Origin of the sequence: Myroides sp. C1519, assembly GCF_038039755.1 — a bacterium.
GTDB lineage: Bacteria > Bacteroidota > Bacteroidia > Flavobacteriales > Flavobacteriaceae > Flavobacterium > Flavobacterium phaeum_A.
The window spans coordinates 1-14268 of record NZ_JBBPHM010000027.1; the positions used below are offsets into that span (position 1 = coordinate 1).

9 protein-coding genes and 1 rRNA gene are annotated in these 14268 nt (G+C 31.8%); 5 read left to right on the plus strand and 5 right to left on the minus strand.

Annotated elements, in window-relative coordinates; translation table 11 throughout:
- The 4 genes from AABL81_RS12395 to AABL81_RS12410 all read right to left on the minus strand — a co-directional run.
- Positions 1-196: ribosomal RNA gene (locus tag AABL81_RS12395) — 16S ribosomal RNA — on the minus strand; the annotation flags it as partial.
- 1215 nt (positions 197-1411) lie between these two features.
- Positions 1412-1798, minus strand: coding sequence for a DUF2752 domain-containing protein (locus AABL81_RS12400; protein ID WP_341341194.1), 387 nt, complete (start codon positions 1796-1798; stop codon positions 1412-1414).
- A gap of 3 nt (positions 1799-1801) precedes the next feature.
- Positions 1802-2152: a CD225/dispanin family protein gene (locus AABL81_RS12405; protein WP_158209248.1), complete on the minus strand. Its 351-nt coding sequence runs from the start codon at positions 2150-2152 to the stop codon at positions 1802-1804.
- Between the two features lie 147 nt (positions 2153-2299).
- Complete coding sequence (locus tag AABL81_RS12410; protein WP_233269293.1) at positions 2300-2887, minus strand: cell wall assembly protein; 588 nt, start codon at positions 2885-2887, stop codon at positions 2300-2302.
- Positions 2888-3246: 359 nt separating this feature from the next.
- On the opposite strand from AABL81_RS12410, the gene AABL81_RS12415 reads away from it, so the two are divergent.
- Positions 3247-3657 (plus strand): NUDIX hydrolase, encoded by a 411-nt coding sequence (locus AABL81_RS12415; RefSeq protein WP_158209249.1) that lies wholly within the window; start codon positions 3247-3249, stop codon positions 3655-3657.
- 42 nt (positions 3658-3699) lie between these two features.
- On the opposite strand, the gene AABL81_RS12420 is transcribed toward AABL81_RS12415, so the two are convergent.
- The gene (locus tag AABL81_RS12420; RefSeq protein ID WP_090410332.1) at positions 3700-4281 is read right to left on the minus strand and encodes a PhnA domain-containing protein; all 582 of its coding nucleotides are present in this window, start codon (positions 4279-4281) and stop codon (positions 3700-3702) included.
- Between the two features lie 231 nt (positions 4282-4512).
- Here AABL81_RS12420 and AABL81_RS12425 point away from each other — a divergent pair, with 231 nt between their 5' ends.
- The 4 genes from AABL81_RS12425 to AABL81_RS12440 all read left to right on the plus strand — a co-directional run bounded on the left by AABL81_RS12425 (position 4513) and on the right by AABL81_RS12440 (position 14188).
- Positions 4513-6180, plus strand: coding sequence for a formate--tetrahydrofolate ligase (locus AABL81_RS12425; protein ID WP_341341195.1), 1668 nt, complete (start codon positions 4513-4515; stop codon positions 6178-6180).
- Positions 6181-6411: 231 nt separating this feature from the next.
- Positions 6412-7131, plus strand: a complete 720-nt coding sequence (locus AABL81_RS12430; RefSeq protein ID WP_341341196.1) for a hypothetical protein — start codon at positions 6412-6414, stop codon at positions 7129-7131.
- A 27-nt stretch (positions 7132-7158) separates the two neighbouring features.
- The gene (locus tag AABL81_RS12435) at positions 7159-9237 is read left to right on the plus strand and encodes a flotillin family protein (protein ID WP_341341197.1); all 2079 of its coding nucleotides are present in this window, start codon (positions 7159-7161) and stop codon (positions 9235-9237) included.
- Between the two features lie 103 nt (positions 9238-9340).
- A complete protein-coding gene (locus tag AABL81_RS12440; RefSeq protein ID WP_341341198.1) occupies positions 9341-14188 on the plus strand; it encodes a DNA repair ATPase in 4848 nt (1615 codons plus the stop codon).
- The last annotated feature ends 80 nt before the right edge of the window (positions 14189-14268 follow it).

Below are 14268 nucleotides of genomic sequence, written 5' to 3' on the forward strand. Positions count from 1 at the left end.
AAATGATGCCATCCAATTAAACCATGGAGCATTAATCCGAATTTCTTCGGGCTATTCCCCTGTAGAAGGTAGGTTGCATACGCGTTACTCACCCGTGCGCCGGTCTCTATTAAGCAAGCTCAATATACCCCTCGACTTGCATGTGTTAGGCCTGCCGCTAGCGTTCATCCTGAGCCAGGATCAAACTCTTCATCGTATATTTTTAATTTCGTTAATTAGCAAGTTAATTCAAATGTAAACATTTGCCTTACTCTCTTAATTTTTGCTGTCAATCCAATATGTCTATGAACGTGTCTTCTTAGTTTTAATCTCACTTGTGTTTCAAAGCGAGTGCAAAAGTAAATAACTTTTTTGATTTAGCAAAACTTTTTTAAAATAAATTTTAATTTGTTTTTGTCGCTAAACCACCGTATTTACTGAAGCGGACTGCAAAGATACAACCTTATTTTTTACTTATCCAAATTTAATTTCTTATTTTTTTCAAAGCGAAATAACGTTACTTTTTTATCTTTACTCCTTCACTATTTGTGTATGATCGTCTGCTGTAATGCGGATGCAAAAGTAGCATCTTTTTCGCTATTTCCAAACTTTACAACTCCTTTTTTGAAAGGTTTTTTATAACCTATTGTTATGTTGCTTCTTACCTCTGAAAGTTTTTTTACTTTTTGTTTTTATCGGTTCAAATAGGCCTGGACTTCTTTATTAAAGTTATTCCTCATTATATATATGCATTCTTATTGCTCTCCTTATATATAGTACAAAATTAGTTATATCACTTCTATACGTGTTGTAAAGCGGTTACTTTGACATCATTTGCTATCAAATGACATCATATGCACTATAAACGCTGTCCCACTTTTTTCTATATTTAATATAACATACTGATTTTCACAATAATTACATTATCTTAAATGAAGATTGTTCGGAGATACACCAGAGATGAGTCGGAGATACCTCGCCTAAAGGCCTTTTTCGCGAACCATCTACGGCTTATCTACGAGCTATCTACGACTAAGCACAACGCCAAACTATTATAAAATAGTCTGAATCCCAGTATTTACAAGCTATTCAGAGTGTAAATCTTGTAAAAGAGCTCTTATTAGAACTTCGTAAAAACCTTTTTCACTACTAATACTCACCATACTATTAGCTATTTGTACTACTTACCATCACAAAACCAAGCAAGAGGTCCTGTACTAACGCCAAACAAAAAAGCCACTTAACGCAAGTGTTAAGTGGCTTTTTTGTTTTTATATTATATAATATCGCTTATTTCTTAGCTAATTTAAACCTCACCTTCTCCCCTGCAGCATCAATCTTCATTAAATAAATACCTGTTGCATTAAAAATACTTGTCCCCTTATTACTTGTTGTAAAAAAAGAGCTCTCTTAAAACAAAGAGAATTCTTTTTTAAAATATCTTATCTACATTTCGTAAAACGAAAAAAAACACCAAAAGAATAATTAATGCATATGCAAACCAATTAGGAATAGCATATTTCTCTAAAAACTTTTTATTACCTAATACATATACCTCTATCAAAGCAACATAAAGAAATCCTAACAAAGGAAGTAAAATATAAATAAGAGGATTTAACAGAAATGCTTCACTAAAGTTTCCGTGTAATAAAGAATGTAGAGCACGTTGTCCGCCACATCCTGGACACAACCAACCTGTTTGTTTATTAAATATACAAACAACACCAGTACTTCCTTCACTTCCAAAAAAATTATAATAGTAAAAAACTAATAAGATCGGTATTAAGAAAAACAAAATTCTAACACACCATTTTCTCATATCTTATTGATTTTCGGCTTCCTCTATCGCTTGTTGCATCAATTCTTGAAAACCTTCTATACCACCAACTTCTTGAAAAAAGAAATAATAAGCAGTAATACCTGCAGCGGTTAAAACTAAAGCAATAATTGACAATATTTTAGCTGTCTTCGCGGATTTAACAGCACCATTATAATCACCATTATTAAATTTACTTGTAGATTGACTTGACATTACAATTGCAATAATACCTAAAATCAATCCTAAACACCAAATTGAACACACACTCAAAATGGTAGAAACTATTGACAAAGCCATATAATTATTTGGCTTTTCTAAAATAACTTCTGTTGTTTCAAAACTATTTAAATCCATACTTTAATATTTTAACGCAATATAGAGTATTTTTACAAAAAATAAAACAATAAATAATTATTAAAGCAAGTACCTTAACTTCAGATAATTAAACACAAAAAAAGAGAACTATAATAGTTCTCTTTTGTATGTTTATCATTAAAATAATTAATTGGCGTATTTCTTAAGGAAATCATCTAAATCTCCTTGTAATAAACTCTGAGCATCATTAACGATTGCATCCACATCTTCAATAGTTAAAATAGGTTTTAACTTAGCGTCGTTTCTCAACCAATCTAAATACTCTTTATTAAACTCTGCATTGCTATATTCTCCTTCCTCTATCAATTCCTCTTTATCAGAAAAATAAAACTCCTCGTCATAAATTACTGGCTCTACATCATAAGCTGCAACTTGCAAAAGCTCTTTCAAATTCTTAGCCGCAATAAAAACGCCTCCTTCATCTCCAAAAATAACAATTGGACACTCTTCTAAGTTTTCATTTTTTACCCAAAAAGCAAAAATACTTCCTGTACTATTAGCTTCTGCAAAAGGAATAAAAGAATTTACAAATTCCACATCCTCTGAAAAAGATTCTATAATGCCTGGATCTTCATCAATTAAATAAAGTGCATTCGAATAATATGATGGAATAGTGTCTAATAACTGAAATTCCATTAAGCTTTTTAATTCATTAGGTATTTTATACCCCTTAAATAACGCAGTAAATTCTTGTTTTACCATTGTGTTGTTCATTTTTGCCTTTTTACCAGGCTTACAGTTTTTTTAATTAAAAAATAAATTAAAGTAATAAAATCTACCTTAAATAACCTTATTACTTATATTCAATAAAGATAAAATATTTTTTTTTACAAAAAATAATATTTTAAACATTATTATTGTTTTTTATATAACAAATAGTATTTCTTTTTCAGAGCATAAAAGTAATATTTTAAAACAAAACTTTCAAAAATTCTTATTTAAATAACAATTATATTAAAAATAAAAGACACTCACTATTCACATCCTTACTTATAAATCTAAGTGTTTTTAACTATTTACATTCAAATAATTATATTTGCCCACTTAAATAAAGAAATACAACACTTCATAATATGTCCACATCACATACTATATATTTAGCTTCAGCCCTTTTAACAAATGACAAAAATGAAATGTTAACAGTTAGAAAAAAGGGATCAACCTTCTATATGATGGCAGGAGGAAAAATCGAATTAGGAGAGACACCAATTGAAACCTTAAAAAGGGAAATTCAAGAAGAATTACAATTAAACATTACAAACGATCAAATTACATTATTAGGTACGCATCAAACAATAGCTGTCAATGAAGCTAATACAATTGTTAACGCTACAATTTTTCATGTCAGAATAAATAACTCATCGATTCAAGCAAGTGCAGAAATTGAAGAGATAAAATGGGTAACAAAAGAAAATTATAAAAGCATTAAGCTTGCTCACCTTTTAAAAGAATTTAGTCTTCCAATTTGGTTAAAAATGAAATAGGCCTTACGAATTAACGTAAAGCCTATTTTTATACTCGTTCAACTATGCTTGTTTCTTAACAAACTTAGTTAGGATTACAATTGTTTGTCCATCTACCTTTCCTTCAATTTGTTCTACATTATCGTGAACTAATCTAATATTTCTTACAGCCGTACCAATTTTAGCATTAATAGTAGATCCTTTTACATCAAGGTCTTTAATTAATGTTACGGTATCCCCTCCTACTAAAATATTTCCGTTACAGTCTTTATGTAATTCTACAGAACCATCACCTGTGTGATCTCCACTTAATTTAGCAAATTCAAGTAACTCATCATCTAAATACATCATATCTAAACTATCCGCAGCCCAGCTTTCATTTCTAAAACGGTTAAGCATACGCCAAGCAACAACTTGTACTGCAGGAAATTCACTCCACATTGAAGTTGTTAAACACTGCCAATGATTAGAATCTAATTCTTGCTTTTTATCAATTTGAGCCAAACAAGTATCACAAATATAAATCTCTCTATCTGCATCATTTGCAGCAGCAGGTGGTACTTCATAAACATTTAAATGCCCAGTAGCCTCACATAATTCACACTTGTTACCACTTCTTTCTTTCAGTTGCGCTTCAGTCTTCATACTTTATAATCTAATAAATATTAAAGGTGTAAATATAAACTTAAATATTTATATACAAAAAATAATAAAACGACTCATTATATAAAGTATTTTCATTTAGAAGCTACTAATATCACATCTTTATATATTACAATACTTCAAACCTTATAATTACATCAGAAAAAACATTGGCAACGACACTATACAAACAAATGCTTTATCTTTACTACTTAACAACACACAATTATTAAAATGAAAACAGATATTGAAATTGCACGCGAGTGTAAGCTTGAAAAAGTACAAGACATTGCCAATAAAATTGGTGTAGATCAAGAAGCATTAATTCCATACGGAAAGCACATGGCAAAAGTTTCACTTGAAGAAATTAATGCCGAGAAAATTAAACAATCTAATTTAATCCTTGTTACTTCAATTACCCCTACCAAAGCAGGAATAGGTAAAACGACTGTTTCAATTGGTTTAGCATTAGGATTAAATAAAATTGGTAAGAATGCCATAGTAGCATTACGCGAACCATCATTAGGCCCATGCTTTGGAATGAAAGGTGGAGCAGCTGGAGGTGGTTACGCTCAAGTATTACCAATGGAAAACATCAATCTTCACTTTACAGGAGATTTTCACGCTATCACATCAGCACATAATACTATTAGTGCATTATTTGACAATTACATTTATCAAAACAGAGCTTCTGAAAATGGTATAAAAGAAATACTTTGGAAACGAGTATTAGATGTAAACGATCGTAGCTTACGCTATTTAGTATCAGGACTTAGAGGAAGTGCGAATGGAGTTCCACAAGAAACAGGTTTTGACATTACCCCTGCGTCAGAAATTATGGCTATACTATGTTTAGCAAGTGATATAGATGATTTACGCAGAAGAATTGAAAACATCTTATTAGGATATCGCTATGATGGCAGTATGTTTACTGTCAAAGACCTTGGTGTAGCTGGAGCAATAACAGTCCTATTAAAAGACGCTTTAAACCCTAACTTAGTTCAAACAACAGAAAACACTGCAGCTTTTATTCACGGAGGACCATTTGCTAATATTGCGCACGGATGTAACTCTGTAATTGCAACTAAAATGGCTATGAGTTTTGGAGACTACGTAATAACAGAAGCTGGCTTTGGTGCAGACTTAGGAGCAGAGAAATTTTTTGATATTAAATGTAGAAAATCAGGGCTACAACCAAAGCTAACAATTATAGTAGCTACAGCACAAGGCTTAAAAATGCACGGAGGAATTCCTATTGAAGAGATTAAAACTAAAAATACAGTTGGAATTACTAAAGGATTAGAAAACTTAGCTAAACACATTGAGAACATCCGTTCATTCGGACAAAATATAGTTGTAGCCTTTAATAAGTACGCTTCAGACGATGCAGAAGAAATTGCTATTGTACAACAATATTGTAAAGACAATGCTATTGGTTTTGCCTTAAACAATGCATTTGTTGAAGGAGGAGAAGGAGCAAAAGAATTAGCACAAACTGTTGTAAATGCAATCGAAACTGCACCGAGTAAAGAGCTAACATTCCCATATAAAGACGAAGACACTATTGCCTACAAAGTAGAACAAGTAGCTAAAAAGATATATGGAGCAACTCACGTAGAATTTTCAGCAGTTGCTAAAAGAAAATTAGCACTTTTAAAATCAACAGAAATGGATAAATATCCAGTATGTATTGCTAAAACACAATTTTCTTTCTCTGCCGATGCTAAAGCTTTTGGAGTAGCAAAAGATTTTGAGATTCTTATAAACGATATAGTTATAAATAGAGGAGCTGAATTTATTGTTGCTATTGCTGGAGATATCATGCGTATGCCAGGACTACCTAAAGTTCCACAAGCAACTAAAATTGACTTAGTTAATGGTCTTATAGAAGGATTAAGCTAATTGGCTATCACTTTAAAATAAAAAAAGGTATTGACACTATGATCAATACCTTTTTTTTAATTGCATTAAGCTTTAACAGATTATTACAAATAACAACAAAATATTTTTATTAACAAAATTTTTTTTAATCATTCACATTATTATTTATAAAAATTATTTTATTATATTTGAAATGATACTTTTGATGATAATTTATCTTAAAAGTGTTTAAATATTATTTAATTATTTCAAATGAACGAATTAATTTATCATTTATTCAATCCTTTACCTAACGCTATTATGACAGTGTTAATGATAATCTCGATTATTTATTGGATTATCTCTTTTTTAGGTGGTGGAATAGACAATACCGATATTGACCTTGATTTAGATGTAGATATTAATGCTGACATTGGTGTTGATGCAGATGTAGACACAGATTTTGATCTTACCAATAATAACGTTGATACGATAACCGACAACAATATTGATACAACCGTTCATAGCGATCCAAGTGTATTCATAAAGTTTCTTCATTATATAAATGTCGGTAAAGTACCATTTATGATAGTACTTACATTACTTAAATTCTTTACGTGGGCAGGGACTCTTCTTGCTACAACAATACCAACTGTTTCTAACTTAGGAATGAAATCCGTTGTAATACTAATACCACTTTCTTTTATCGCAATATTCGTTACACACTATGCTACTACCCCTATTGCACGATTTCTTTACAACACGGGGTATCACGGTGAAGAAGCTATTGATTTTATAGGAAAGGAAGGTAAAATGATTTCCAGCATATCCGCAGTAAAAAAGGGGAATGTTGAAATTCTAATAGAAAACGACCCCGTTAAACTACTCGTTACAAGTAAAGATGGCCAACCTCTCTCTTTTGGAGACAAGGTTTTAATCATTAATAAATCAACAGACAAGAATGTTTATATCGCAAAGAAAATAAACACATAACTATAACCATTAAATAAAAATTGAACTATGGATTTTGAATTCGGATTAGGAACTTTAATAGCCTTAATAATTGGAGCGCTATTCCTACTTATCTTACTATTTTTTGCAATACTTGCTTCTTTTTACAAGAAAATTCCTCAAGGAAAAGCGATTGTAAGAACAGGAGTTGGTGGAACAAAGATTGCATTTAATAAAGGTATTTATGTAGTACCAGTATTCCATAAAATGGAAATTATGGATATCTCTGTAAAAAAACTACAGATAGACCGTATGCAACAAGAAGGATTAATATGTAAAGATAATATTCGCGCCGATATTAAAGTTGCATTCTTTATCCGAGTAAACAAATCAATTGATGACGTAGTTAATGTAGCACAAACATTAGGTTGTGAAAGAGCAAGTGATGTTGAAACATTAAGAAACATCTTTGAAGCAAAATTCTCAGAAGCATTAAAAACAGTAGGTAAGAAATTTGAATTCATCGAATTATATGAAGCGAGAAGAGAGTTCAGAGATGAAATTATCAATATTATTGGTACTGATCTTAATGGCTATATCTTAGATGACTGTGCGATTGATTATTTAGAACAAACAAATATCTCCTTCTTAGATCCACAAAATATCTTAGACTCAGAAGGTATTAAGAAAATCACTGAATTAACAGCACAACAAAACATCAACGCTAACCTTATCCGTAGAGATGAACAGAAAGTTATTAAAAAACAAGACGTTGAAGCAAGAGAAGCTATTCTTGAATTGGAAAGACAATTAGCAGAAAAAGAAGAAAAACAACGTAGAGAAGTTGATAACGTACGTGCCCGTGAAGAAGCAGAAATACAAAAAGTACGTGAAGAAGAACGCTTAAAATCTGAAAGTGTACGCATTGCTACAGAAGAAAGTTTAGCTGTACTTGAAGAAAACAAATTACGCCAAGTAATTATTGCAGCTAAAAACAAAGAAAGAACTGATGCAATTGAAACAGAGCGTGTAGAAAAAGACAGAGCATTAGAGCAAACTGAAAGAGAGAGAATTGTTTCTTTAGCACAAATCAACAAAGAGAAAGCTGTTGAAGAAGAAAGAAAATCTATTCAAGATGTTATTCGCGAACGTGTTTCTTTAGAAAAAGGAGTTGTTGAAGAGCAACAAAACATCAAAGATGTTGAAGCATTACGCGAAGTAGAAAGACAAAAACAAGTTGGAATTACACAAGCGAGTAAAATTGCAGAAGAAAACTTAATCAAAACAATCAAGGAAGCAGAAGCTAAGAAATTTGCGCAAGAGCAAATATCTCAACAAATGTTGATTGAAGCAGAAGCACAAAAAGAAGCTTCTATCAAACAAGCAGAAGCACGTAAAATATTAGCAGAAGCCCAAGCAAGAGAAGATGCTACACTTGGACTTGCTGAAGCAGAAGTAATCAAAGCAAAAGCAGAGGCTGTAGAACAACAAAGTATTGTAGAAGCAGCTAAAGTACAACGTATGGCAACGGCAGAAGCAGCTGGAATTGAAGCTAAAGCAGAAGCTAAGCGCAAAGAAGGTTTAGCCGAAGCAGAAGTTATTAAAGAAAAAGCTTATGCAGATGCAGAAGGTCTGAAAGAGAAAGCAGACGCTATGAAGCAAATGGATGGCGTAGGTAAAGAACACGAAGAATTCAAGTTAAAACTACAGAAAGAAAAAGAAGTAGAACTTGCACATTTACATATCCAAAAAGACATTGCTATGTCACAAGCAGAAGTTTTATCCTCTGCCCTTCAATCTGCAAACATTGATATTGTAGGAGGAGAAACAATGTTCTTCGAAAACATAGTAAACCAAGTAAGTCGTGCTAAAGGATTTGATAACCTAATTGGTAAGAGTTCAAATGCGCAAGACATTAAGCGTGCTCTTTTAGGAGATGGTACTTCTGTAAATCAAGGAGAACTATATGAAAACATCAAATACTACGCTAAACAGTTTAATATTACTTCTGAGGATTTAAAAAACCTAAGCATTGCCACTTTAGTTCTAAAGATGCAACAAAATGCAACAGATGAAAATAGTGGTTTATTAAACAGTATTGCTGGTGCAGTACAAACATTAGGTATAGGAAACAATAAACTTTCTTAATTTACTGTATATCACTCCTTGCTTACAAGGAGTGATATACTATATTATCCTCTACCCCTTTCATTTACCTACGTATATACTATATACATAGTCCTTTTACACTATGGCTGAATTAGAAAACCAACATATCGTCGAATCGCTTGATTCTAATACATACGAAATTATACAGCGAAGACTTCAAGACCAGAAAAGTGAGTTAATCCAAAAACTTAATACTTTAAATGATAGTCGTAAAGAAATCTTTAGTTCTGTTGACTTAAAACTTATCGCCAACCAACGTATTACAACAGAAAACAATTGTATTGCCAGAGGAATTATAGCCTTTGACAACATTTGTATTTTCGGTTATAACGTACATTTTGGACTAAAGAAGGAAATACAACTGAGTGATGTTTTTAGTATTTATCGTTTTGAAAACAATCAATTTCAACCTGAAAGTCTTGATTTTATAGCCGATGATAACTTTATCAACGACTACAATAACTTATACAAATATTACAGGGATTCTATCTTTAGTCGTTTCAAAAAAACGGAGAACTACCTATATATGGTATTTCAAACGAGTTCGAAAGTTGACGACCTAAAAGCTTTTAAGTGGTTAATTAAAGACAATAAACTCTATTATCAAGACGATAGAAGTGTTCACGAAGTAAAAAAAGCCAGTCAATATGAATTTACTTGGCAAAAAACTACCATAGACAATAGACGTTTAGGGATACATCCTCACGTCTCTATTTTAGATAAAGTATTTATTGAAGCTGTAGGTGGAGATATTACTTTCAAAATAGAAGACAATACACAAGATGGAAAAGGAATCTATAGTGAGCCTGTGAAAAATATAGACCAGCAACTTGATGATGCTGACTACTATTTTGCAGACTTAAACAACTTTATACTTATACGTATAAAGCCTTACCAAGAAGATTTCAGAGCGTTTATATTTAACAATAGAACAAAACAAGTAATCAATGTTCCTGCTTTAAATGAAACAGGAATATTATTACCCGATAACCAAGGTGTAATCTTTTCAAATGGTTATTATCTTCAGAATGGTGACTACAAGATTTTTGAAAACAATGTCCCTAATCTTGAATTTGTAAGAACAATACCTTCACATAATGGAGAAGACTTTTTATATATATTCTACCAAGCGGAGAACAATATATATGTTCTTATGTCTTACAATATCATTAAACAACATATAGAGACACCTATAATATGTAACGGTTTTACACTTTTCAACGATGGTAAACTTACCTATTTCCGTTCAGAAAACGAAGCCGTAAAACACCACGTAGTTCAAGTATGGGAGACGCCTTATGCCACTACCCTACTGGAAAATAAAGAACAAAAAGACAATCACCTTTATAAAATTGGAAATAAAGACATTGTAAAAGCAATGGCTGAGTGCCAAGAAATCATACACCTGATTGACAAAGAAGATTCGTACGAAGGCCTATATAATGACATAGCTAAAAAAGCTAATGATATTATAGATGCTTATTTTTGGATTAATGACTTAGAAACACAACAACTATCTACTCCTCTTTCACAAATTAGAAATATTGCTAATACTGCAATTGACGAGTTTGAGAAAGTACAAGAACAGCGAAAAAGAGCTTCAAGTCAATTAGAAGAATTAAAAACTAAAGTAGATAAACAACTCTTTAATGTTAAGAATGCTAAAGGTAATACCTTAGAAAGTTTAGTACAATTACTTGCTGACAACAGAAAACTGGTAGGTGAAGTTATCAATGCTAAACAAACAAAGTACACCCATATTCCAACATTAGAGGCTTATTTAGAGGCTCTTTCTAAAACCAATAGTTCACTATCAGAAAAAACAATAGCCTTTTTACTACAAGAGCACGCTTTAGTACCATATGAAGACAAAGTTATTGCCCAAAAAGCAAAGGTAAACGAAGTAGTCAAAGTAATTGACGCCAATGCTATTGATGAAAATTGTAAGAAAATATCAGCAGAATTAGAGTTACTAATAGACATCTTAAATAGCTTAAAGATTGAGGATACAACCCAAGCAACAAAGATTATTGAGAAGATATCTGTTATTTTCGCTTCTTTAAACGAAGTACGTTCACAGCTTAAACGCAAGATAGACTCTTTGCGTACAAATGAATCTATTGCTGAGTTTCACGCACAACTAACTTTATTAGACCAAAGTATTATCAACTTTTTAGAGTTGTCAAATACACCTGAAAAATGTGATGAATACTATTCTAAAGTCAGTGTACAAGTTGAAGAATTAGAAAGTAAGTTTGCAGACTTTGAAGAATTCATTCTAAAAATTGCGGACAAGCGAGAAGAAGTTATCAAAGCTTTTGATACGCGTAAAACACAACTTGTTGAGCAAATCAATAGACGTACAAGTTCACTTGAACAGATTGGTCTTCGTATTTTAAAGAATATTGAAAACAAATCTGCCTCTTTTAAAACCAAAGAAGATATACACGCTTTTTTCTCTACGGACTTAATGATTGATAAAGTTCGCCAATTAGTTCACGATTTAAAAGAATTAGGTGACGTATCAAAAGCTGAAAACCTTGAGAATAGCATCAAAACAAGTCAAGAAGACGCACTGCGTACGTTAAGAGATAAACAAGATTTGTTTGCCGATGGAGAGAATATTATTGCGCTGGGAACCAATAAATTTTTAGTTAACAAGCAACCTTTAGACCTTACCATTGTCAGAAGAAATGATATTTTATTTTATCATCTAACAGGTACAAGTTTTTACTATCCTATTCAAAATGATAAAATATACACCTATAAAGAAATTTGGAATCAAGACTTAGTATCTGAAAACAGTGCAGTTTACCGCGCTGAATACTTAGCATACCAAGTTTACAAACAATACCAAAAAGATAACACATTAGTTCTTTCAGAGACAATAAAACACAGAACAGAACAAAATTACGCCGAAGGTTATCTAAAAGGCGTACACGATTTTGACGCCTTAGAAATTTGTAACAACCTACTTTCTTTAAATAAGGAATTAGGCATACTAACCTATGCCCCAGCAATTCGTGTAAATGCACAGCTTTTTTGGTACAGCTTACCAGAGAATACAAAAACAAGCATTCTTAAAAACATCGATAGTGCCACTGCAGTGATTAAAGTATTCCCTAAAAGTGAAAACTACACGTATGTTTTAGAACAAATACAAGACCTGTACAAACAATGGAAGTCATCAATGCGCTTAAATAAAAATGAGTTACAAATTGCAACTTATATTTTTAAAGAGCTTTCAACAGGACTGTATTTTACAAAAAGTAATCAAGCAACCCTATTAAAAAAACAGTTTACAACGTACTTACAACAACAAAATGCTTTGTTGATTTTCGAAGATGATAGTAAAGACGCTAAACTATCAATGACAGATCGTTTTCTATTAATACAAAACTGGTTGCATTCCTTTATTGACACGCAATCACAAACAGCTGATTCTATCAAATACATACAAGAAGCAACGTGTCTATTGTTATTTGAAAGCACCTATAATTACACACTATTAGAAGCCAAAGACGAAGTGGTTATTTCTAATTTAAAAGGAAACCATCCACTAATTGTACAAGATAATTACACTTTAGATTATCATCAGTTTATGGATAAACTATTCACTTTTGAAGAAGTATCCGTTCCTGCTTATAACGACTTTAATAGTACAAAAGACAATATCTTAAGTGAGTACAAAAAGTCGTTAAAAATAAATGAGTTAAAACCACGTGTATTAACCTCTTTTGTTAGAAATAAACTAATTAACGAAGTTTACTTCCCTTTAATAGGAAACAACTTAGCGAAACAAATTGGTGTTTACGGAGATAACAAGCGTACAGCGAGAATGGGAATGCTATTATTAGTATCCCCTCCTGGATATGGGAAAACAACACTAATGGAATATTTAGCCAATGCATTAGGATTACATTTTGTAAAAATAAATGGTCCTACAATTGGACATTCCATTACCTCAATAGACCCAACAGAAGCTAAAACATCTGGAGCAAGAGAAGAATTAAAGAAGATAAACTTGTCATTTGAAATGGCTGACAACGTTATGCTTTACTTAGATGACATACAACATTGTAGTTCTGAATTCTTACAAAAGTTCATTTCATTAGCCGATGGGCAGCGTAAGATGGATGGTATTTTTGAAGGAGAAAGTAAAACATATGATTTAAGAGGAAAGCGTTTTTGTATCATTATGGCAGGTAACCCATATACAGAAACGGGAGAGAAATTTCAAATTCCTGATATGTTAGCCAATCGTGCAGACACCTATAACTTAGGAGATGTAATTGGAAATACTGAGAGTTTATTTAAACTAAGCTTACTTGAGAATGCTATTGCTGAAAACAGTTATTTACAGCGTCTAAGCAGTAAATCATTAGATGATTTCTATAAACTAATTCAACACATTGAAACTCGCTCTGAAGAAGCATTAGATTTAGAAGGTAATTTTAGTGCTCAAGAATTAGAGGAATTTATAGCTGTGATTAAAAAAGCGATGATGGTAAGAGATATCGTTCTTAAAGTAAATCAGAATTATATCTTGAGTGCGAGTATGGATAATGCTTATCGCGTAGAGCCAGCCTTTAAATTACAAGGTTCTTACAGAGATATGAATAAGATGATAAGTAAAATTGTTCCCTTAATGAATGAAGTCGAAATAGATGAGTTAATCTTAACGCATTATGAGAATGAATCACAAACATTAACTTCAGATACAGAAGCCAACCTTTTAAAGTTAAAGGAAATCACAGGCAAACTAAATTTAGAAGAAAAAGAACGTTGGGAAACAATCAAGGAAATTTTTACAAAACAGAATAAATTAGGTGTCGCAGGCAAAGACAATCAAGTTGGACAAATATTAAGTCAGCTTATGGATTTTAATCACAATTTAGAGGGTATTGTACAAGCTTTAAAACGCAATTAGCAACACATACAACAGGATTTAATTCTTTAAAAAAAAAGTATAAATGCAAAGCGGTCTATTCATAAAATAGACCGCTTTTT